At 43.7% G+C, this 21367-nt stretch carries 19 protein-coding genes; 14 read left to right on the plus strand and 5 right to left on the minus strand.

What is annotated here, in order from left to right; all coding sequences use genetic code 11:
• Positions 1 to 169 precede the first annotated feature (169 nt).
• Positions 170 to 1552, minus strand: coding sequence for an FAD-dependent oxidoreductase (locus ACK1U4_RS02065; protein ID WP_419400839.1), 1383 nt, complete (start codon positions 1550 to 1552; stop codon positions 170 to 172).
• Positions 1553 to 1569: 17 nt separating this feature from the next.
• The gene (locus ACK1U4_RS02070) at positions 1570 to 1734 is read right to left on the minus strand and encodes a rubredoxin (protein ID WP_419400840.1); all 165 of its coding nucleotides are present in this window, start codon (positions 1732 to 1734) and stop codon (positions 1570 to 1572) included.
• Between the two features lie 339 nt (positions 1735 to 2073).
• Here ACK1U4_RS02070 and ACK1U4_RS02075 point away from each other — a divergent pair, with 339 nt between their 5' ends.
• Positions 2074 to 2601 (plus strand): adenine phosphoribosyltransferase, encoded by a 528-nt coding sequence (locus tag ACK1U4_RS02075; protein WP_419400841.1) that lies wholly within the window; start codon positions 2074 to 2076, stop codon positions 2599 to 2601.
• A 173-nt stretch (positions 2602 to 2774) separates the two neighbouring features.
• Here ACK1U4_RS02075 and tal read toward each other — a convergent pair whose 3' ends face one another.
• Positions 2775 to 3710: a transaldolase gene (gene tal / locus ACK1U4_RS02080; protein WP_419400842.1), complete on the minus strand. Its 936-nt coding sequence runs from the start codon at positions 3708 to 3710 to the stop codon at positions 2775 to 2777.
• A gap of 563 nt (positions 3711 to 4273) precedes the next feature.
• On the opposite strand from tal, the gene pheA reads away from it, so the two are divergent.
• The 9 genes from pheA to ACK1U4_RS02125 all read left to right on the plus strand — a co-directional run bounded on the left by pheA (position 4274) and on the right by ACK1U4_RS02125 (position 13491).
• A complete protein-coding gene (pheA, locus tag ACK1U4_RS02085; RefSeq protein WP_419400843.1) occupies positions 4274 to 5380 on the plus strand; it encodes a prephenate dehydratase in 1107 nt (368 codons plus the stop codon).
• A gap of 24 nt (positions 5381 to 5404) precedes the next feature.
• Positions 5405 to 6499, plus strand: coding sequence for a histidinol-phosphate transaminase (gene hisC, locus ACK1U4_RS02090; protein ID WP_419400844.1), 1095 nt, complete (start codon positions 5405 to 5407; stop codon positions 6497 to 6499).
• Positions 6500 to 6788: 289 nt separating this feature from the next.
• Complete coding sequence (locus ACK1U4_RS02095; RefSeq protein WP_419400845.1) at positions 6789 to 7730, plus strand: DMT family transporter; 942 nt, start codon at positions 6789 to 6791, stop codon at positions 7728 to 7730.
• Between the two features lie 132 nt (positions 7731 to 7862).
• A complete protein-coding gene (locus tag ACK1U4_RS02100; protein WP_419400846.1) occupies positions 7863 to 8507 on the plus strand; it encodes a hypothetical protein in 645 nt (214 codons plus the stop codon).
• Positions 8508 to 8600: 93 nt separating this feature from the next.
• The gene (locus ACK1U4_RS02105; protein WP_419400847.1) at positions 8601 to 10820 is read left to right on the plus strand and encodes a bifunctional prephenate dehydrogenase/3-phosphoshikimate 1-carboxyvinyltransferase; all 2220 of its coding nucleotides are present in this window, start codon (positions 8601 to 8603) and stop codon (positions 10818 to 10820) included.
• A gap of 6 nt (positions 10821 to 10826) precedes the next feature.
• Positions 10827 to 11375 (plus strand): CbrC family protein, encoded by a 549-nt coding sequence (locus ACK1U4_RS02110; RefSeq protein WP_419400848.1) that lies wholly within the window; start codon positions 10827 to 10829, stop codon positions 11373 to 11375.
• 99 nt (positions 11376 to 11474) lie between these two features.
• A complete protein-coding gene (rarD, locus tag ACK1U4_RS02115) occupies positions 11475 to 12446 on the plus strand; it encodes an EamA family transporter RarD (RefSeq protein WP_419400849.1) in 972 nt (323 codons plus the stop codon).
• 15 nt (positions 12447 to 12461) lie between these two features.
• Positions 12462 to 12977 carry a dihydroneopterin aldolase gene (gene folB, locus ACK1U4_RS02120; protein ID WP_419400850.1) on the plus strand — a complete coding sequence of 172 codons (516 nt, stop codon included), beginning with the start codon at positions 12462 to 12464 and terminating at the stop codon, positions 12975 to 12977.
• A gap of 13 nt (positions 12978 to 12990) precedes the next feature.
• Positions 12991 to 13491, plus strand: coding sequence for a hypothetical protein (locus ACK1U4_RS02125; RefSeq protein WP_419400851.1), 501 nt, complete (start codon positions 12991 to 12993; stop codon positions 13489 to 13491).
• Positions 13492 to 13505: 14 nt separating this feature from the next.
• Here the strand turns inward: ACK1U4_RS02125 and ACK1U4_RS02130 are convergent, their stop codons facing one another.
• Positions 13506 to 15305 carry a sigma 54-interacting transcriptional regulator gene (locus ACK1U4_RS02130; protein WP_419400852.1) on the minus strand — a complete coding sequence of 600 codons (1800 nt, stop codon included), beginning with the start codon at positions 15303 to 15305 and terminating at the stop codon, positions 13506 to 13508.
• Positions 15306 to 15493: 188 nt separating this feature from the next.
• On the opposite strand from ACK1U4_RS02130, the gene ACK1U4_RS02135 reads away from it, so the two are divergent.
• Positions 15494 to 16543 (plus strand): ribonuclease Z, encoded by a 1050-nt coding sequence (locus tag ACK1U4_RS02135; protein ID WP_419400853.1) that lies wholly within the window; start codon positions 15494 to 15496, stop codon positions 16541 to 16543.
• Positions 16544 to 16610: 67 nt separating this feature from the next.
• Here ACK1U4_RS02135 and ACK1U4_RS02140 read toward each other — a convergent pair whose 3' ends face one another.
• On the minus strand, positions 16611 to 17978 hold the full coding sequence (locus tag ACK1U4_RS02140) for a glycerophosphodiester phosphodiesterase family protein (RefSeq protein ID WP_419400854.1): 1368 nt from the start codon (positions 17976 to 17978) through the stop codon (positions 16611 to 16613).
• Between the two features lie 323 nt (positions 17979 to 18301).
• Between ACK1U4_RS02140 and ACK1U4_RS02145 the strand changes: the two genes are divergently transcribed.
• The 3 genes from ACK1U4_RS02145 (at position 18302) to ACK1U4_RS02155 (ending at position 21358) form a co-directional block, all read left to right on the plus strand.
• Positions 18302 to 19423: an NAD(P) transhydrogenase subunit alpha gene (locus ACK1U4_RS02145; RefSeq protein ID WP_419400855.1), complete on the plus strand. Its 1122-nt coding sequence runs from the start codon at positions 18302 to 18304 to the stop codon at positions 19421 to 19423.
• Between the two features lie 157 nt (positions 19424 to 19580).
• Positions 19581 to 19958: a proton-translocating transhydrogenase family protein gene (locus ACK1U4_RS02150; protein WP_419400856.1), complete on the plus strand. Its 378-nt coding sequence runs from the start codon at positions 19581 to 19583 to the stop codon at positions 19956 to 19958.
• A gap of 11 nt (positions 19959 to 19969) precedes the next feature.
• On the plus strand, positions 19970 to 21358 hold the full coding sequence (locus ACK1U4_RS02155) for an NAD(P)(+) transhydrogenase (Re/Si-specific) subunit beta (RefSeq protein ID WP_419400905.1): 1389 nt from the start codon (positions 19970 to 19972) through the stop codon (positions 21356 to 21358).
• Positions 21359 to 21367: the final 9 nt, after the last annotated feature.

Consider the following 21367-nt stretch of genomic DNA (forward strand, 5'->3'; position numbering starts at 1 on the left):
CGATATGATGACTTATACGAAAGACACTGGATTCCTGCATTTGCAGGAATGACGAAAGTATTTTTGGTTTCTCGTCACCCCTGTGAATACAGGGGTCTAGCGTCTTTATTAAGCAAGGTAAATTTGCAAATCGTGTAAGTCCTAATTCTGTTAAAAAATAAAGATGATACTAAAGCCAATCCGCCACTTGTTTTGCCAAAGCCATGCGTTGTTTGCCTGCTTCTTTACCGACTAGCACAAAACCCAATAGTTTTTCGCTATCACCCTTAGCAAAAGCCGACAAAACCATCCCGTCATCCGTCATTTGTTGTTGCCAATCAATGTCATCCGCTGAATAACGAGCCGACACAGGCAATACCACCAACGGCAACGCAGGGGTTTTGATTGCCACAGGCATGGCAGGGTAGTTGACTTTGGTCGGTGGCAGTGTGGGGTCGGTCAGTTGGTCGCTCAAGGTTTTGGCAAGGGCTTTGGCTTGGTTCATCAACGGCATGACATACGGCATAAAACTACCCATCACATTGGCACAGTCACCAATCGCATACACATCCTTGACAGAGGTTTGCAAAAACTGGTCAACCAAAATGCCTTGTTGGGCGGTGCGTGGCAAATGCGTGTCTGTGCTAACGCTATCAGATAATTGGGCGATTTTTAGCCTTGCATTTTCGGCAAGTTGGGTATTGGCAACCAATCCAATGGCGATTAGCACCACATCGGCTTGATGGTGAATAAGGTCAGCGTTGGCATTTTTTACCACGATTTCAACGCCACTCTTACCATCGTTTACATTGTTTAAATTGCCACTGGGTTGAATTGAATCAATCGTCACACCCAGTTCAAACGTTACCCCAACATCTTGCAACGCAGTCTGTAACGCCTCGCCAGCCACAGCAGGCAACTGATTAGCAAGTGGTAATTTGGCATTGTCAAACACGGTAATGTTCAGTGCATTCGCATTATCGGCTGAATTAACTTTACTTGCCAAATCATTGGCAAACTCACAGCCAATTAAGCCAGCCCCAATAATCGCTACGTTAACTTTTCCATAGCCAGTTTCGGCATTGGCTTGGGTGAGTAAGGCATGGATTTTTTGCTGAAATTTTTTATAATCATCCAAATGATTGACCGCAAAAATCCGTTCATTATCCACGTTAACATTTGGCAATAAACGAGGATTTGCCCCAGTCGCAAGCACCAATTTAGCATACGACAATATTTGAGTGGCGTTTGAATTTTGCGTTGCTAAATTAATAGGCTCAACGGTGATGGTTTTCTTCTCAACATCAATATGATTAACTTGGCAAAATTTCATCACGCTAATGGCTAAATTTTCCGCCATTTGTTCGGCACTGGCATTAGCAATGTTGTCCGCCAATTTACCTTGAGCAAGGGCGTTGGACAAAGTCGGCTTGGCGTAGCTGTCCGCCCCATCACGAGCAATCAGCGTAATGGGCGTGTCGGCATTGAGTTTGCGTAGCTCACGAGCCAGCGTGTAGCCTGCCATACCTGCCCCAATGATAATGATAGGGTCTTTAAACGTATTGTCTGACATAAGATTTTTAATCCAATTTAAATTTCAATCATTTCAAAATCTTGCTTACCCACGCCACATTCTGGGCATAGCCAGTCGTCTGGGATATCTTCCCATTTTGTGCCTGCGGAAATACCGTCTTCTGGACAGCCCAATTCTTCATCATAAATCCAACCACATACGATACATTGGTATTTTTTCATTTGATTTGCACCTAACAAGTTATGAATCACGTTGCGTTATTTTAACAGCTTTGGCTAAAAAACGGCTAAAAAGCCCATAAATATTATTAAAATTATAGTGTACAAGTATTCACTGAAATTTTCAATGTTAAGATACATCTGATTGGTGAAACAATGGTAAAATGTAAAAAATATTGATGCTTATAAACCTTGTCCAAAGACACTGGATTCCTGCATTCGCAGGAATGACGAAAATATTTTAATTCTCTGTCACCCCTGCGAAGGCAGGGGTCTAGCGTCTTTTTGAATAAGGTGATTTTATAAATTATCTAAACCTTACACTTAAAAAGAGAAAATCTGATGACCACAAATACCCCAAATCCAACCCACCCATTTTGGCAAATCATCCGCACCGTGCCGAATTTCCCAAAAGCAGGCATTGATTTTTATGACATCACGCCCTTACTTCGTAATCATATTAACGAAGTGGTGCAAGCTTTGTTACAAGCCTTGCCAAATGGATTGTTGGAAGAAGTCGATTGTTTTGCAGGGGTAGAGGCTCGAGGCTTTATCTTTGCCAGTCTATTGGCAGGGCATACTGGTAAAGGTATGGTATTGGTGCGTAAGGAAGGCAAATTGCCACCGCCTGTGGCGAATAAAAGCTATGCGTTGGAGTACGGCTCGGACACGCTTGAGATGCAAGCAGGGCTACCACCTGCCAAAGTGTTGGTGATTGATGATATTTTGGCGACTGGGGGTACGCTCAAAGCCACGATTGGGCTGTGTGAAGAAGCAGGGCATACGGTACTGGGTGCGTTGGTGTTACTGGATTTAGTGGATTTGCACGCTCCATTGGATGTGCCTGTTTATACGGTTTTGACGGCTTAATTAGGAATAACGCATAAATTTGTAGGGGCGTAATGCTTACGCCCTGTGTGAGATTCTAACTTTTTTACAAAGAGGGCTTATGCAATAAGCCCCTACAAGACTGTCTTATTTCTATTTTAAACGACTATAGGTTCCGTGGGTAACTACTTGGTAATTTGGAAAGAATGCTAATATCAAACCAAACTTTGCAATTTAGCTACCAATTCTTCCCTTGCTTTGACAAAGCCATCAATCCCCCCTTGCAATAACTCACTTGCCATTGGGTCTTGGTTTAATTGCTCATTAAAAGTCGCTTCATCAGGTGTTTGCTTATCTAGTTTTTCAAACTGCATATCTGGGAATAATTGACGCTCGATTTTGACATCCATACTCGCCATTTTATCAATTAAATCTGGGGCAATCGTCAACAAATCACAACCTGCCAATGCTAAAATCTGCTCCACACTGCGAAAGCTTGCCCCCATGACTTGGGTTTTGTAGCCGTGTTGCTTGTAGTAGGCATAAATCGTTTTGATCGATTGCACGCCTTTGTCTTCATTAATCGCCACACTTTCCACGCCCAAGTTTTTCTTTTGCCAATCCAAAATCCGCCCCACAAATGGCGAAATCAGCGTAATATTGGCATCGGCACAGGCTTTGGCTTGGTGGAGTCCAAATAGTAGCGTGAGGTTGCAATGGATGCCTTGTTGCTCAAGCTCTCGCCCTGCTTGAATCCCTTGCCATGTCGAGGCGATTTTGATTAACACACGTTCTTTGTCCACCCCTGCTTGCTCGTAGGCTTGGATGTATTCTTTGGCTTTGGCAATGGTCGCTTCGGTATCAAATGACAAGCGAGCATCTACTTCGGTCGATACACGCCCATCAATGAGCTTTAAAATCTCTGTGCCGATATACACGGTAAGTTCGTCAATGACTTTATCAATGTCGTTATGATGTTTGGCTAAACTTTGCCGTAAAATCGGCTCAAAAGCTGGGTCGGATAGGGCTTTGGTGATGAGGCTTGGGTTGGTGGTGGCATCGACTGGTTTTAGGCGTGCGATAGCTTGCAAATCGCCTGTATCGGCGACCACGGTGGTCATCATTTTGAGTTGGTTTAAGGTAGAAGTCATTGTTTTTCCTATTATTAAAGGTAGGGGTATATTAAGTTTTAATTTCCATTTTGCGTAAGGTATTTCTCATCTTTTTCAAAGGGAGATTTTTATTCTCCAAAAAGAAGGAAGCATAGCCCCCTCATTTGTAAAGAGGGGGTTGGGGGAGATTTAGAGCAAAATGTTCAAATGGTGCAAATAATGAACTTAACAAGCCATCTATATTATGTTAAAGCTTACCCAAAAGACACTGGATTCCTGCATTCGCAGGAATGACGAGCAAGTTTGAATGATTCGTCAAACCTGCGTAGGCAGGGGTCTAGCGTCTTTATTTAGCAAGATGAGTAAAGTTTGCATAATTCCTATATCTACCATCTTAACAGAAGTTTAGCGTAATTTTGATGAAAATTTATCATTTTTAGTGAATTTTTCTAGGCATACAGACCAATCATTGATAACCAAAATTTTTATCCCTCTTAACCAAAATTTACCCCAAAAACCGCCTTTAACATGGGGAAATTATCCCTCTAATCCGCCATTTTATGCTAGTATTTACCAAAATACCAAGTATGAGGGAAAACAACATGAGCGAACAAAATTCTTCTAACGATTTATTAGCCTTACGCCAAAAAATTGATACCGTGGATGAGCAAATTCAAAAACTCATCAATGAGCGTGCAGGCTATGCCAACCAAGTGGCAATCGCCAAAAAAGACAGCGAAGATAATCCGATTTTTTATCGCCCAGAGCGTGAAGCCCAAGTTCTTAAAAAAGTGATGGAACGCAATGACGCATTGGGCGGAACATTGCCAGCCGATAAGATGGCTCGCTTATTCCGTGAAATTATGTCGGTGTGCCTTGACCTCGAAGCCCCACAAAAAATCGCTTATTTAGGGCCTGCAGGGACGTTTACTCATGCCGCCTCGCTCAAGCATTTTGGTAAAGCGGCGACTACCGTGCCACTTGCTACCATTAACGATGTATTTCGTGAAGTTGAGGCAGGTTCGGCAATGTATGGCGTTGTGCCAGTCGAAAATTCGTCTGAAGGCGTGGTAAATCATACGTTGGACGGTTTTTTGACTTCGGATTTGAAGATTATCGGTGAGGTTGAACTGCCGATTCATCATCAATTTTTGGTCGGTGAGCATACCAAAGTGACAGCGATTTCAAAGATTTACGCCCATCAGCAAGCCCTTGCTCAGTGCCGTCAATGGCTTGATACCCATTATCCAAATGTCGAGCGTGTGGCGGTGTCGAGCAATGGCGAGGCAGCAAGACGTATCAAAAACGAATGGCATTCGGCGGCGATTGCAGGGGATGTGGCAATGGCTGAGTATGATTTGCATAAACTGTATGAAAATATCGAGGACAATCCGTCCAATACCACTCGCTTTTTGATTGTGGGGCGTGAGGCGGTCGCACCATCTGGGCAGGATAAAACCTCGATTTTGGTGTCTGCCAATGATAAGGCAGGGGCGTTGATTCAGATTTTGCAACCATTGGCAAAACATGGCGTGTCGATGACCAGTATCGAAACTCGCCCAGAGCGTCCAAGTAAGTGGGCGTATGTGTTTTTTATTGATATGCTTGGGCATATTGATGATGACAATGTGCAAAAGGCATTGGCAGAAATCCGCCCACAAGTCAAAGATTTACGCATTTTGGGTTCGTATCCGAAGGCGGTTTTGTAAGAGATAAAATTAAGCGAGAAAACCATGACTATCACACCAGCATTCCCTAGTATTAACGTACTAAAAGCCTATCAAATCGACAAGCCCAACCATGAAATCACCGCCCAATATGGGGTGTCGGATATCATTCGGCTTGCCAGTAATGAAAATCCGCTTGGCTGTTCGCCCAAAGTCGCTACTGCCATTGAGCAATCATTGGGCGAGCTATCTCGCTACCCAGATGGGGCAGGGTTTGCCCTTAAGCAAGACATTGCCAAGTTTTATGGCGTGGATGCCAATGGCGTGGTGTTGGGCAATGGTTCAAATGAATTGCTGAATTTATTGGTGCAAACGTTTGTCAATGATAAAGAGGCAGTGGTGTACTCGCAATATGCGTTTTCGCTGTACGAAGTCGCCAGTATGTTGGTGGATGCCGACCCAGTCGAAGTGCCTGCCAAGCACTTTTCGCATGATTTATCTGCCATGCAACAGGCAGTGTTGGACAACCCCAATACCAAACTGGTATTTATCGCCAATCCAAACAATCCGACAGGCACGTTATTGGACGGTGCAGATATTCGTAAATTTATCAAAAAAATTCCTGCCGATGTGTTGGTGGTGATTGATGAGGCGTATATCGAATTGACCAGTGATTTTGTCAGTAATGACAGTTTAACCTTGCTTGAAAACCATGATAACGTGGTGATTTTACGTACGTTTTCTAAGGCGTATGGGCTGGCAGGATTACGCATTGGTTATGCTATTACCAGTGAGGCGGTGGCGGATATGCTCAATCGCACTCGCCAAGCCTTTAATACCAATATGCTCGCTCATGCAGGGGCAAAAGGGGCGTTGCAAGACCAAGATTTTATCAAACAATATCGAGCATTTAACAGTGAACAACGTGATGCCTTGTATAAAGGTTTTGATTCGTTGGGGTTGGTATATGTCAAATCAGCGACCAATTTTGTGATGGTGAATGTGGGCGATGGTTTGGCGGTGTATCAAGCCCTACTTGAGCAAGGCGTGGTGGTACGTCCGATGGCAGGCTATGGCTTGGTGGAATGGATTCGTGTCACCGTGGGTTTACCAGAAGAAAACAATCGTTTTTTGGATACCTTGGCACAAGTGTTAAGTTGATGTATTTAAAAAATGGTATTGCATAAGAAGTAAGTTTTGCTAATCGTAAGGTGCGTCATACGCACCATCAAAAAAGGTAATCTAAGTTGGTGCGTGAGACGCACCTTACCATTGATTTGTTAAAACTTACCAGTTGAACATTATCAAAAAAATTAAAGTCGTAGGGGCGTAATGCTTACGCCCTATTTGAGATGTGAAATATTGGGCTTATGCCTTGCGAAACAGTGTTTCTCACCTACAATCCGCAATATGATATTTATTGGGTTGGGTATAATTTTGAGCATTATTTATGTCATCTAGTAAACCACTAACTCAGACAAATCAAAATACCCACCACCCATTACTGTGGCATCTGGTGGCGTTATTTATTGTGGTGGTGTGGGGGTCAACGCTTGCCAGTACCAAAGTGCTATTGGCAAGTATGTCACCTGCTCAAATCATGCTCTACCGTGCTATCATGGCGTATGGCTTGTTGTGGGTGATGTCACCTCGGTTTCGCACTTGGCATAGCTTGCACACGGAATTGCTTTATATTGGGGCAGGGCTGTGCGGTATTACGCTGTATTTTTTGACCGAAAACACGGCTTTGATTTATACCTATAGCAGTAATGTGGCGTTGTTGGTGACGGCATCACCCTTATTTACTGTGTTGATTGCCAGTTTTGTGCTAAAAACCCATGCCTTTAATCAGCGAGTATTTTGGGCGTGTATCATGGCATTAGTGGGCGTGGCGTTGGTGATTTATAGCCAAGCACCGAAACACCCTCATCAGTCCGTTACTACCAATTTTGGCAATGATTTACTGGGTAATGGCTTGGCGATTGTATCGGGCTTGGTGTGGGCGTTTTTTGGGTTTTTGATGGCAAAAATGAACGATGGGCTAAACCCGATTGTGCGTATGCGAAAAATCTTTTTTTATGGGATTGTGACGACAGCGATTTATATGGGGTTGGTGGGCGAGGCGTTTGTGAATGTGAAAGCCTTACAGTCAGTCAATTTGGCAAATTTGGGGTTTTTGGGTGGGATTGCTTCTGCGTTGTGTTTTGTGTTGTGGAATCGAGCCAATCATTATTTGGGCGTGGTAAAAACGTCTTTGTATATTTATTTTATTCCGTTGGTGGCGGTGATTTTGGGGGTTGTATGGCTTGGTGAGCCAGTGACCTTGATGACGCTTATCGGTGGGGTGATGATTGCAGGGGCGGTGTTTTTGGCGAACTTTAAAAGACAATGATTTTATAATTAGATTCAGATTAGATTCAGATTAGATTCAGGTTATATTTGACAGATTTTAAATTAATCACTATAATTCTTTTGTTACGTAACTAAACTAAATTTTCTAATTTTTGATATAAGGAATTTTGTAGTGAATAAGCAATCAACTTTTATTGAACATCTTAACAAAAATCGAAAAAGCCAAGCTTCGCAGGTTAGTATGACTATCCGTGTGACTGAAGAGGAGGAAGCTAAGATTCAAGATTTAGCTGATTACTATAATCTGACTAGACAAGAACTAATGTATCAAGCTATTGAGTTTGCAATACTACCAGCTTGGGATAATATAAGAAATCAAAATAACTATGAAATTGACACAAAAATAGAATCTAATGAGAATCAAAACAATTTATTTTATTTATTGAATACTTGTAAGGTACATGATGTGGATGACCATAAACGTATGTTGCGAGAAGGAATAGCGGCTGCTTTTGAAGATGGTTATAAAGAGAAAATTGATTCTATTAAACCAAATTCTACTGTCTTTCTTTATGAATCTGGAAAAGGAATCGTGGCATATGGCAAAGCTGATGCAATAGTAGTTAAAGATGAACACTATGGTATAGCTGATAAAACTCATTATAGAAAATTACATGAGTTCAAGGTCTTAGAACAACCTATTTCATTTAAGGAAATGAATAAGATTCTAGATAGAACCTTAATTCCATTGCAAACGCTTATTCGTATGAAAGATGGAGAAAAAATACTAGATTATTTAAAAAATAGAAGTAAGTAAACTCAAGGCTATGCTATATAGTTAAAGCACCTAACTTTTAAAACAATTTAGGTGCTTTACATTACAAGATATATAAACATGAAGATTTAAAAAATGTTCCAAAAAGTATGTTTTATCGGCTTAGGTCTAATCGGTGCAAGCCTCGCCCAAGCCATGCGAGACCAAGGGCTTGCCAAACAAATAGTCGCTGTCAGTCGCTCACAAACGACCATTGACAAAGGTATCGCCTATGGCTTACTAGACGCTGGCTACCCAACCGCCATCGAAGGAGCAAAAGGGGCGGACTTAATCGTCCTCGCTACCCCAGTGCAAGCGATTAAAGGTATCCTTGAGCAAATCAAAGACGTGATTACCCCCAACACCATCATCACTGATGTGGGTAGTACCAAAGGTAATATCGTTGCCGATGCCATAGCCGTATTTGGCGAGATGCCAACAGGCTTTATCCCTGCTCATCCCATTGCAGGGGCGGAGAAATCAGGTATTGATGCTCGTAATGCCAAGTTGTTTGCCAATCACAAAGTCATCATCACGCCATTGCCGAATGCCAATCCACAAGCCGTCAGCCAAGTGACCGAGCTGTGGCAACGTACAGGGGCAGAGGTTATCAGTATGACCCCACAACACCATGACAATGTTTTGGCTCGTACCAGTCATTTACCTCACTTGTTGGCATTTAACTTGGTTGACCAACTGTCCGCCCATGACGATAATATGGACATCTTTCGCTTTGCGGCAGGGGGCTTTCGGGATTTTACCCGCATTGCCGCCAGTGACCCGACTATGTGGCACGACATTTTTTATGCCAACAAAACCGCCTTGCTCGGCAGTATTGATGACTTTAGCCGACACCTTGCCAACTTGCGTGCGATGATTGAAACTGATGATTCACAAGCCATACTCGGCTTACTCACCAATGCTCGCCACGCTCGCCAACATTTTGGACATATGCTTAATAAAACTGCTTATTTGGAACAACAAACCATGACACAGACTTACATCATCACCCCATCCCAACAATTCACAGGCTCGCACACCGTGGCAGGGGACAAATCCATCTCGCACCGCTCGATTATGCTCGGTAGCCTTGCTGACGGCGTGACCCATGTCACAGGCTTTCTTGAGGGTGAAGATGCGTTGGCAACCTTGCAAGCGTTTCGAGATATGGGCGTAAACATCACCGACCCTAAAAATGGCGAAGTCACTATTCATGGCGTTGGTATTGATGGGTTAAAACCTGCCAAAAATGCCCTGTACATGGGTAATTCTGGCACAAGTATGCGGCTGCTTTCAGGGATTTTATCCGCCCAAAAATTTGACAGCGTGATGACAGGCGACCCAAGCCTATCCAAACGTCCGATGGAACGTGTCGCCAAGCCTTTGCGTGAAATGGGTGCAAAGGTGCAAACCACAGGTGAAAAAGGCACGCCACCGATAAGCATTACAGGCAATCAAGCCTTGCAAGGTATCACGTATGAAATGCCAATGGCATCCGCTCAAGTCAAATCTTGTCTGCTATTGGCAGGATTATGGGCGAATGGCAAAACCACCGTGATTGAGCCAGAAGTCACTCGTGACCACACCGAGCGTATGCTGACCGCATTTGGTTACCCAGTCGAGAAAGAAGGCAATGCGATTAGCATTGTAGGCAGTGGTCGCTTGACCGCTTGTGATATCGCTGTCCCTGCGGATATTTCGAGTTCGGCATTCTTTATGGTGGCAGGGGCGATTGCCAAACAGGGCAACGTCACCATCAAGCAAGTCGGTATCAACCCTACTCGCACAGGCGTGATTGATATTCTAAAACTCATGGGCGCAGATTTGACCCTAACCAATGAAGCCATCGTGGGCGGTGAGCCTGTGGCGGATATCGTGGTGAAATCGTCAAAACTCAAAGGTATCGAAATCCCTGAACACCTTGTGCCGTTGGCGATTGATGAATTTCCTGTGCTGTTTATCGCTTCTGCCTGTGCGACTGGTAAAACTGTGCTACATGGGGCGGAAGAATTGCGTGTCAAAGAATCTGACCGTATTCAAGTCATGGCAGATGGTTTAAAAACGCTAGGCATTGACTGTACTGTGCTAGATGATGGCATTGAGATTATCGGTAAAGGTGACATTGACCATGTGTTTGGTGGTGGTGAAATCGAGTGTCATCATGACCATCGTATTGCCATGAGCTTTACGGTGGCGAGTTTGCGTGCTAGCGATACCATTACCATTCATGGCACGGAAACGGTGAATACTAGCTTTCCGAACTTTGCAGAATTGGTAAATAGTGCGGGTTTAAAAGTGGCAGTAGTTGGTGAGTAATGAATAATGAACTACCCAATCTTTAAATATCATCCAAACGCCTATGATTTAGATATTTTTATCAAAGAGCAAGGTGTTTGTGATGTTTGTGGTAAGCCAAGTGAATTAAAATATGACTGTTCGTTTTATTCGGCTGAAGAACTTGACTATATTTGCCCATTTTGTATCTCTGATGGTAGTGCGAGTAATAAATATGGTGGTCAGTTCAATAATTACTTAAGTATTGAAACTGTGGAGATATTAGAAACCGAAGAGGCTTTTTTACCCAAGAATCCCAACAAACTGTTTGATGAAATTGCCTATCGAACACCTAGCTATCATTCATGGCAACAGCAGTATTGGCTAACTCATTGTAATGAACCTTGTGCATTTATCAGTTATGCAGATGTTGATACGATTCGCCCTCTGCTCGATGAATTAATAGAAGATATTGAGAATAGTGGTTATCCAGCAGAGATGATTAGAAATGAGCTAGGGCGTGATAGTGAGTTGGCAGGATATTTATTTCAATGTGTAAAATGTGGCAAATACCGTTTATATGTTGATGCGAGTTAGGAGTTATTATTTGAAATATAAAGCTTTATTATCCCAAAATCACCTAGCCAATTTATGTTAAAATACCACCCTAAAAAGCATTTTAACAAGAACAAAACAATGGCGACCCAACCCCCACACACTACCGACATCATCAACAGCGAACTACCCACACGAGCCGTTGATGTCACCGACCACGAAAAACCGATCATCGTCACCACCCCCAAAGGTATATTAACCGCATTGGGGGCATTCGTCATTTGGGGATTTTTTCCATTATATTTCAAGCTATTAAAAGACTATGATGCTGTTGAAATCATCGGTCACCGTATCATTTGGACGTTTGTCACCATTTTGGCGATTATGACGATTACCAAAAAATGGCAATGGCTTAAAATAATCAAAGATAACCCAAAATGGTTAGTATACACCGCTATTTCTGGGGCGATAATTTCAGTGAATTGGCTAGTCTATGTTTGGGCGGTCAATCATAACCAAATTCTTGAGGCGAGTTTGGGATACTATATTGGTCCTTTAGTGGGGATATTGTTATCCTTATTGGTGATTAAAGAACGACTCAGACCGCTACAATGGACGGCGGTGGCGTTGGCAGGCATAGGCGTGGTGATTCAGCTTATTGCGATGGGCAAATTACCGTGGGTGTCATTAGGGCTTGCGTTGAGTTTTTCGGTATATGGCTTGATGCATCGTCACACGCCACTTGATGCGTTATCGGCGATGTTTATCGAAACGACCATGCTTGTGCCTGTGTTTATCGGTTGGTTTGCCATGCACGATGTGGCGAGTAGTCAGCTTGCGTTTTGGGTGTCGCCTGATATTGGGCTGTTGATATTGGCAGGCCCGATTACCTTGATACCTTTGCTAATGTTTAACAAAGCCACCAAGATGGTCGCCTTTAGTTTGCTCAGTTTTATGAATTACTTAACGCCATCGTTTATTTTTTTCTTGGCGATTTTCCTGTATCATGAACCTTTTAATATGAGCAAATTAGTGACCTTTGCCTTTATTTGGGCTGGGCTGGCGTGTTTTAGCTATGATTTAATTAAACAACGCAATAAAAATTCTAAGTAAACAATGGAAAATCCCATGACCTCGCAATCGCAAGACCAACAAAATCCTGATATCTCAGAAAAAGCCACACCAGAACCCATGCACGAATCGCTATATTCTGCTTCGGATGCACTGGCAAAAGTCCATGCCGATAATCTGCACCAAAGCCAAACGCCACGGCTAACAGGTAATTCTACAGATACGGTATTTATCAAGGGGTTAAAGGTCGATGCCGTGATTGGCGTGTATGAGTGGGAGCAGAAAATTACCCAGCCGTTGATTTATGATATCGAGATGGTCGGCTGTCAATACCAAGCCTCACAAACCGATGATATCCATGATGCGATTAATTATAAAAGCGTGAGTGAGCGAGTTGCCGAAGTCAGCCTTGCCAATAAAGTGGCATTGCTAGAACGCTTGGCTCATCTGGTGGCAGAGATGATTTTGGCGGAATTTGCCCCAGAAAAAGTCACCATCACCATTCACAAACCTACCGCCATCAAAGAAGCGGATAGTGTTGGGGTGAAGATTACTCGATTTCGTCAGAATTAATAAACCTTAAACCATGAATACACCCAACTTTCTCATCACAGCAAGCCTGTTATCGTTAGCAAGTAATGTCAAAGCCGAGCATTATTTGGCAAATTGTCAGCATCAACTTGCCAATTTAGGCGAGCTTATCGTCACGCCTGTCTTGCTCAATGATTGTCAAAACACCCTGCTCGATGTACCCGTTTATCATAATCAAATTGGCGTGTTGCAATTCAATGAACCGATGGGTGTGCAGGATTTTTTGGCAATGACCAAACAGTTAGAACAGGAAAATGAGCGAGGGGAATTTGCCAAGCCGTTGGTGACGCTTGATGTCGATGTATTAGCGGTGCAAGTTGTTTCAGCGGAAAGTGGTAAGTTTGATAATAAAAATATTGATTTGGCAGGTTTTGGTTTTAGCCCCATCCTTGATAATTGGTGGGCGATAACCAGACGGCTACCGCTTGCCAGTTATGATAAACAAGGGATTGAGCAATTACCGATGGATTATGTGAAGTTGTTTCAAAAAATGTAGGAATGACAGATTAGCTACTCATTGTCGGTATCGTCATCACTATCAATACACAGTTTTTTCATACGATAGCGTAATGAACGGAAGGTTGTATTGAGCAACTGAGCTGCCTTGGTTTTATTGCCCCCTGTTTGATTAAGGGCAGTGATAATCAGTTGACGTTCTTGATTGAGTAGGTATTCTTCCAGCCCTTCTGGCGGTAATTCACAAAAATTTTTATCCGTATTTTGCCGATTATCAGATGTTGTATTAGCAGTATTCGAGGCAGTGTGAACCGTTCCCATGACTTTGGCAGGAATGGGGGCGATGGTTTGGATGACTTTATCGGCTTTTTCGGGTTTATTGCCGTGAATATTGATCGAGGTATTGACGGTCAATTGGGTGTCAAACGCCCCATTACCATACATCAACATTTTTTTACTAGTATCCGCAGGTTTTGTGCTGGTTTGGCTAGTAGGTTGATGGGTGGGTTGTAATGGTGGTGGCGTGTGATTGTTCCCATTATCCGCTATATTTTCCCGATTCATAGTGTCAAAGCCAGTGGGTTGAGCCATCACTTGTTTAGCAAAATCATCATTGGACGTTTCGGCAATATTAGATGGTGTGGCTGTATGAGCCGTTGGTTCGGTAGTTGTTTTGGGGGTATTGTTGGTGACATGGTTGCTCGTTAGGTTCAGATGCTCCGCACCGATAATATGCCCATCCGACAGGGTAATGGCACGCTCTAGCATATTGCGAAGCTCACGCACATTGCCCGAATAGTGGTGTTGTAGCAGGGCGTGTTCCGCTTCATCGGTAAGTTCTGGGGTTTGTTCAAGCCCCCAATCTTGGGCGATGAGTTGCAAAAAGTGTTTGGCGAGAATGCCGATATCTTGTTTGCGGTCGTTTAGACTGGGTAAAATCACCTCAATCACGTTGATGCGGTAATACAAATCTTGGCGAAATTCGCCTTTATCGACTAGACGAGCCAAGTTTTTATGGGTCGCAGACAATAAACGAATGTCAACAGCGACCTCTTGTGTGCCACCAATAGGGCGGATTTTTTTCTCTTGAATAGCTCGCAAGAGCTTGACCTGCATGGCTAAGGGCAAGTCTGCCACTTCATCCAAAAACAGCGTACCGCCATTGGCTTGTTGAAAAAGCCCTTCTTTATCGGTGGTTGCCCCTGTAAAACTGCCTTTTTTATGCCCAAAAAACTCACTTTCCATCAGCTCTGATGGTATCGCTCCACAGTTGACAGGCACAAAACTGGCGGATGCTCGTGGGCTTAAATCGTGAATCAATTTGGCGACCACCTCTTTACCTGTACCAGATTCCCCCCACAAAAATACAGGGGCTTGGCTACGAGCGAGTTTTTGGATGGTGGCTTTGAGTTTTTCGATGGGTTCGGAATGACCAATTAGCCGATTGGCAAAAGGGTCTGGGGCTTGCGTGCTTTGGGCTTGTTCGACATCTTGGGCGACTTTTAGGGCATTTTCGACCAGTTGGCGTAAGCGAGGCAATTCTAATGGTTTATTGACAAAATCAAATGCCCCCAGTTTTAGTGCCTCAATCGCCAAATCCATGCTACCATGAGCCGTGATGACAGCGACAGGTGTGGTGGGGTGTTCTTTATTAATTAGTTTAACAAGGTCGAGTCCAGACCCATCAGGCAATCGCATATCGGTCAAGCAAAAGTCAAAATGATGATTGGCTAAATGCTCAACCCCTGTGGCAAAATCATACGCCACCATCGATTCGATGCCCATTTTTTTGAGCGTCATTTGCATTAATCGACATAAGTCGGCTTCATCGTCAATAATGAGTGCTAATGACATAAGTCTGACAATCCTTTTAAATTATAAATATGCTTGTTAAAATAAAGGGTTAGCTTTTTATTTAAAGTCACACAAATGGGACAAAAGGGTAACAATCGGTTGATTTTAACGATTATAGCATAAACTGACAATTTGCGTCAGTTATTGGTCGGATTTTGCGGTTAGAATACGAATATTAGGATAAGGTCATGTTAAAACTCACATTTTTGGGGACATCGGCAGGCGTACCCACCAAACAGCGAAACGTCACAGGGCTGGGCGTATCGCTGATAAACCCCTATAGCACCACCAAAGACACGCCTTGGCTACTGATTGACTGTGGTGAGGGGACACAGCACCAAATTCTGCATACGCCGTTGTCGCTTCAGCAGTTGCGAGCGATTTGCATTACCCATGTTCATGGCGACCATTGTTATGGCTTGGCAGGGCTATTGGCGAGTATGTCGATGAATGGACGCAAACAGCCGTTGACCTTGATTGCTCCACAGGCAATTGGCAATTTATTGGATAGTTTGACCTTGCATACCGAACTATATTTTAATTTTAACATTGATTTTATCAGTCTTGAAAGTTTGTCTTTAACCAATCAGCGGTTTAAAGCTGTTGATTTGTCATTATCAGACAGCCATCAATTGACGATTGAGCCGTTTGCGTTGTCCCACCGTGTTGCCAGTCATGCGTTTAAAATTTGCCAAACCTTGCATACCGTACAGCTAGACACCGCCAAACTTCAAGCGATGGGCGTGCCACCGAGTGCGGTATGGGGCAAGTTGCAACATGGCTATGATGTGACGCTTGAGGATGGGCGGACGCTATTGGCTAAGGATTTGACCGAGGCAATCAGCCCCACCACAGCTATCATCGTGGCAGGGGATAATGATACGCCGAGCTTGTTGCGTGAGGCGTGTCAAGGCGTGAGTTTGTTGGTGCATGAGGCGACTTATACCCAAGCGATTGCCGATAAAATCGCCCAACGAGGGGATGGCTTTGACCCTCAGCATTCGAGTGCCAAGCAAGTGGCGAGCTTTGCTCAGTCAGTGGGATTGCCGAATTTGATTTTGACGCATTTTAGTGGTCGCTTTCAGCCATTTGACAAGCCGAGCCATACCACGCTCAATATGGGGCATTTGCGTGAGGAAGTGGGAAGTTTTTATCAAGGAAAGTTTTGGTTAGCGAATGATTTTGATGAGTTTGAAGTGCAACAAACAAGGGTAAAAAGAAAAACCACAAATAGATGATTTTTCGACTAAAAAACAAAAAAGACGCTAAGTGATAAGCGTCTTTTTTACTTCAATTATTCGACCATTATAAACCGTTACAATTGGCATAATAAGTCGTGGTAGCGGGCCAATCCGAGAAAATCCCTTTTACGCCCACTTCTTTAGCAAGCACATCCACCAAATGATACACATCACCATCATTGTTGGTTAGGGCATTAATACCTGTGTAATACCAACCGCCACCACTCGCCAATGGGCCAGAACGCTCAATCGTCCATGTAATCAAGCCAAACCCTTGAGCCTTGGCTTGTTTGGCAAACTCACTCGGAGCGATTTTGCCATTAGCATTAGTCACCAGTAGCCATGTGGCAGGGGCAAGGTTCTGCACGCCCATCGCTTTAAGCTCTGCCATGCTGTATTTCCAAGTATTTGGATTTTGTGGGTCAAAGGTCATGCCGTCTTTTGAGGCATTGCTGTCATCCATTAGGAATACGGCTGTTTTGGCATAGTCTGGGTTGTTGGCAATCCAGTATTTGATATCGTCAAGATTGAATGATTGGACGATAGTTTGGTCGGCGGTGTAATTAAATTGCTTGAGCGTGTCAATCAATTGCTTGCGGTAGTTGTCATAAGTATAGCCATTATGAGGCATGGTAATAGTCGGTTGTTTTAGCTCTGGCGTGACTTTGACATTCATTTGTTTAAACAAAGTCAATGCGTCTTTTAGGCTCATCAGCGTACCATTTTGACTATAAAGGTCGGTGCGGAAAGACGGTGTGCCTTTTAGGTATTCTTCAACGGTTTTGGCATTCGGATTTGCCCCATCTTGTTTGGCTTTTAGGGTTTTAAATTCTGCCAAAGTAATGTCCGAAGTCAAACATTTGGCAGAGGCAGGCGTGAGTAGCTTGCCAGTCGCATCAAATGTGGCTGGGGTGAAGTTTTGGCTACATTTACTGGCAAGTGGGGTCGCTAAAATATTGGTGGTGGTGTGTAAATCCGCATCCGAATGACGGCAAACCAATTCATGGTCTTTGGTAAAGGCGACATCACATTCTTGTACGCCTGCCCCTTGTTGATTGGCAGACATATAGCTTTCACGACTATGCTCTGGAAACTGCAAAGTCGAACCACGGTGGGCAATCGAAAACTCGGTACGTTTTGGGGCTTGGTAGGCACAGCTTGCTAGTTTGTCTTTGACCGCCCCTGCGTCCATGTCGTTGACCAAATACTGCGGACGTACCCCATAAGTTAAGGCAGGTTGTGAAAGTAGCTTATCGGCAGTCACAGTCGTGCTTGGGTTGGAGGGGGGTGTATTGGATTGAGGGGTGTTGGGTGAAGGTGTGTTATTTGACGTGTTGTTTTTATTGTTGTCGTTGTTGTCATTATTGCAGGCGGTTAGTGACAAGGTACTGGCGATAGCAAGGGTGATAAGGTGGCGTTTATGGTTGAACATCAGTGATTCCTCAAAAGTATTTAAATGTTTACACAGTTAACAGGTTTTTTGTGAAATTAACATGACGATAACATGATAGTTGTGTGACAGGCATAGGTAGGAGTTATCTTTTGAAATAACAAAAAGTTATCAAAATTTATTTAAGCATAATATTTTTTTAAACTTACCAGTCAGAAAAAATTGCCTCATCTCAAAATATAATTATGTATTATCATTTTAATTTATGTTATTTTATTTATCATTTTTTTAATTTATAACCATTATTTTTAGGTGGCTTAACCATAAGTTAAGCATGGCAAATTTGTTCAACTAGGAGCGACTTTATGCAAATCGGTGTACCAAAAGACAACTCCCCTTATGAAAAACGTATCGCCATTACCCCTGATACGATTAAAAAGTATATCAAAGCAGGGCATAACGTGGTGGTAGAGCGTGATGCAGGGCAAGGTTCGTTTATTACCAATGAGGCATTGGAGCAAGCAGGGGCAAAGCTTGTGGATGATGCCATTAGCACCAGCGACATTGTATTGACGGTTAATAGCTTGCCAGTTGAGCAAATTAATCAATTGAAACAAAATGCCATTGTCATCGGTATGATGAATCCTTATCGTAACGCCAATTTGCAAGATTATGCCAATCGTGGGGCAAGTGTATATGCGATGGAGTTATTACCTCGTACCCTTTCTCGTGCTCAAAATATGGACGTATTGTCGTCACAAGCCAACTTGGCTGGTTATAAAGCAGTGATTTTGACAGCCAATGAGTTTGGTCGTCCATTTCCGATGTTTATGACCTCGGCAGGAACGGTCAAACCCGCCCGTGTTGTGATTTTGGGTGTGGGTGTGGCAGGGTTACAAGCGATTGCAACGGCTCGCCGTCTAGGTGCGGTCGTTGAAGCCAGTGACTTACGTCCAACTGTGCGTGACCAAGTGGAATCAGTGGGCGGTAAATGGCTCGATGTACCAATGAGTGATGACGAAAAAGCCAAAGCCAAGTCAACAGGTGGCTATGCGTGGACACCGTCTGAGCAATATATCAAAGACCAAGCCAGTGTCGTGGATAAAGCAGTCAGTCAAGCGGATATCGTCATTACCACGGCTCAAGTACCAGGACGCAATGCCCCTCGTCTGATTCATCAAGCCACCATTGATAAGATGAAATCAGGTGCGGTGATTCTTGATATGGCAGTCGAAACAGGCGGTAATGTCGAAGGGTCAGTGGTCGGACAAAATATCATCACGCCCAATGGTGTGACGATTATGGGAACACCTAATATTCCGTCAACCTTGGCAACCCAGTCCTCAGCACTCTATGCCAATAATTTGTATAACTTTTTTGCTACTTTAGTGGATGACAATAAAGCCTTTGCATTAGACCCCAATGAGGAAATTCAAAAAGCCTTGCTCGTCACCCATCAAGGTCAAGTATTGTTAGCCAGTCGCTAACCCATTTTAAGCAAGTAACAGGGCAAAATGCCAATAAAACCCCACCCCAACCCTCCCCTTAACAGGGGAGGGAGCGGTTCTCCCCCTGTTAAGGGGGAGTTAGAGGGGGTTAAAAATTGTTCGGTTACTTAAACCGTTTTAAATGTTAGGAGGTTTTATGTTAATGAGCATTTTAGCGACTGCAACGTCTGCAACGCCTTTTGTGGCAATTTTTAGTATTTTTGTGTTAGCAATTTTTGTGGGTTATTACGTGGTTTGGGGTGTAACGCCTGCTTTACATACGCCACTTATGGCAGTGACCAATGCGTTATCGAGTATTGTGGTTGTCGGTGCGATGCTACAGACAGTAACGATTGATGGCAATATGTTTACCCCAACCAGTTTATTGGGAGCATTTGCGGTATTTTTAGCCAGTATTAATATTTTTGGTGGTTTTGCCGTCACTGAGCGTATGCTTGCCATGTTTAAATCCAAAGACAAATCAAAAGATAAACCAGCCACTAAAGCTGAAGCCAACAAAGAAGGAGATGCCTAATGAATGAGAATATGAATTGGGTCGCCCAGCATGCTGATTGGTTTTATTTGGTCGGTGCAGTGCTGTTTATCTTAACTTTGCGTGGTTTATCAAGCCCAAAAACGGCAATCCGTGGTAATCGTTTTGGTATGATTGCGATGGCGATTGCGATTATTACTACTTTTTTCTTAGCACCTAGTCCTGTATTTGTTTTGATTGTTGGGGCGATGATTTTGGGTGCGGTGGTCGGTACGTGGAAAGCTCGCACCGTTGCCATGACCCAAATGCCTGAAACCGTGGCATTAATGCACTCATTGGTCGGTCTTTCTGCTGTTGCGATTGCGTTGGCAAGCGTGCTACATAAGGGTGTTCAGCATGATACGGTAGGTCGTTTTGAGTTGTTTGTCGGTTGCTTTATCGGTGCGATTACCTTTTCGGCTTCGATGTTTGCGTTTGGTAAATTGGCTGCCAAAAAATGGGCGAAAACCCTTAAAGGTGGCTGGGTTAAGCCTGTGCAAGCCGTGTTGTTTATCGCCATGATTGCTTGCGGTGCAGTATATTTTATGACCGAGTCCATGCCAGCTTTCTATGCCATGACCGCATTGGCAGTGGTGTTTGGTTGGATGTGGATTGCCCCGATTGGTGGCGGTGATATGCCTGTAGTCGTGTCATTGCTCAACTCATTTTCAGGTTGGGCGGCGGCAGGGATTGGTTTTACCCTTGGCAACTCAATGTTGATTATCGCTGGCTCATTGGTAGGTTCATCAGGGGCGATTTTGTCCTACATCATGTGTAAAGCCATGAATCGCTCACTTCTTAACGTGTTATTCGGTGGTATTACCACTACCTCAAGCAGTGCAGGTGAAGAAGACACAGGACCAAAAACCTACCGTACAGGTTCGCCAGAAGATGCTGCCTTTATGATGGAAAACTCAAGCAGTGTGGTCATCGTGCCAGGCTATGGTATGGCTCAAGGTCGTGCTCAAAATGCCGTAAAAGAGCTATATGAGATGCTCAAAGAAGAAGGCGTGGATGTCCGCTTTGCGATTCACCCTGTCGCAGGTCGTATGCCAGGACACATGAACGTATTGCTTGCTGAAGCGGATGTACCGTATGAAGATATCCTTGAAATGGATGAAATCAACTCAGACTTCGCAGGTACGGATGTGGTCTTGATTATTGGGGCAAATGACGTTGTCAACCCAGCGGCTAAAGACGACCCAAATTCACCGATTTTTGGTATGCCGATTTTGGAAGCCTCAAAAGCCCAAACCGTGATGGTGATTAAGCGTTCTATGAGTGCAGGCTATGCAGGGCTTGATAACAGCTTGTTCTATATGGATAAAACCATGATGATTTTTGGGGATGCCAAAAAAGTAGTCGAAGACATGATTCGTCACCTTAATGGTACAGGTCACTAATAACATGTT

This window comes from Moraxella sp. TY6, from assembly GCF_048551375.1.
Taxonomy (GTDB): domain Bacteria; phylum Pseudomonadota; class Gammaproteobacteria; order Pseudomonadales; family Moraxellaceae; genus Faucicola.

Excerpts from the sequence above, each read along its gene's own strand:
- ACK1U4_RS02155 (WP_419400905.1), top strand. The coding sequence starts at position 19,970 with ATGAATTGGGTCGCCCAGCATGCTGATTGGTTTTATTTGGTCGGTGCA.
- hisC (WP_419400844.1), top strand. The coding sequence starts at position 5,405 with ATGACTATCACACCAGCATTCCCTAGTATTAACGTACTAAAAGCCTAT.
- ACK1U4_RS02065 (WP_419400839.1), bottom strand. The coding sequence starts at position 1,552 with ATGTCAGACAATACGTTTAAAGACCCTATCATTATCATTGGGGCAGGT.
- ACK1U4_RS02145 (WP_419400855.1), top strand. The coding sequence starts at position 18,302 with ATGCAAATCGGTGTACCAAAAGACAACTCCCCTTATGAAAAACGTATC.
- ACK1U4_RS02075 (WP_419400841.1), top strand. The coding sequence starts at position 2,074 with ATGACCACAAATACCCCAAATCCAACCCACCCATTTTGGCAAATCATC.
- ACK1U4_RS02135 (WP_419400853.1), top strand. The coding sequence starts at position 15,494 with ATGTTAAAACTCACATTTTTGGGGACATCGGCAGGCGTACCCACCAAA.
- ACK1U4_RS02130 (WP_419400852.1), bottom strand. The coding sequence starts at position 15,305 with ATGTCATTAGCACTCATTATTGACGATGAAGCCGACTTATGTCGATTA.
- ACK1U4_RS02125 (WP_419400851.1), top strand. The coding sequence starts at position 12,991 with ATGAATACACCCAACTTTCTCATCACAGCAAGCCTGTTATCGTTAGCA.
- ACK1U4_RS02105 (WP_419400847.1), top strand. The coding sequence starts at position 8,601 with ATGTTCCAAAAAGTATGTTTTATCGGCTTAGGTCTAATCGGTGCAAGC.
- ACK1U4_RS02140 (WP_419400854.1), bottom strand. The coding sequence starts at position 17,978 with ATGTTCAACCATAAACGCCACCTTATCACCCTTGCTATCGCCAGTACC.
- ACK1U4_RS02110 (WP_419400848.1), top strand. The coding sequence starts at position 10,827 with ATGAACTACCCAATCTTTAAATATCATCCAAACGCCTATGATTTAGAT.
- folB (WP_419400850.1), top strand. The coding sequence starts at position 12,462 with ATGACCTCGCAATCGCAAGACCAACAAAATCCTGATATCTCAGAAAAA.
- ACK1U4_RS02070 (WP_419400840.1), bottom strand. The coding sequence starts at position 1,734 with ATGAAAAAATACCAATGTATCGTATGTGGTTGGATTTATGATGAAGAA.
- tal (WP_419400842.1), bottom strand. The coding sequence starts at position 3,710 with ATGACTTCTACCTTAAACCAACTCAAAATGATGACCACCGTGGTCGCC.
- ACK1U4_RS02150 (WP_419400856.1), top strand. The coding sequence starts at position 19,581 with ATGTTAATGAGCATTTTAGCGACTGCAACGTCTGCAACGCCTTTTGTG.
- ACK1U4_RS02095 (WP_419400845.1), top strand. The coding sequence starts at position 6,789 with ATGTCATCTAGTAAACCACTAACTCAGACAAATCAAAATACCCACCAC.
- pheA (WP_419400843.1), top strand. The coding sequence starts at position 4,274 with ATGAGCGAACAAAATTCTTCTAACGATTTATTAGCCTTACGCCAAAAA.
- rarD (WP_419400849.1), top strand. The coding sequence starts at position 11,475 with ATGGCGACCCAACCCCCACACACTACCGACATCATCAACAGCGAACTA.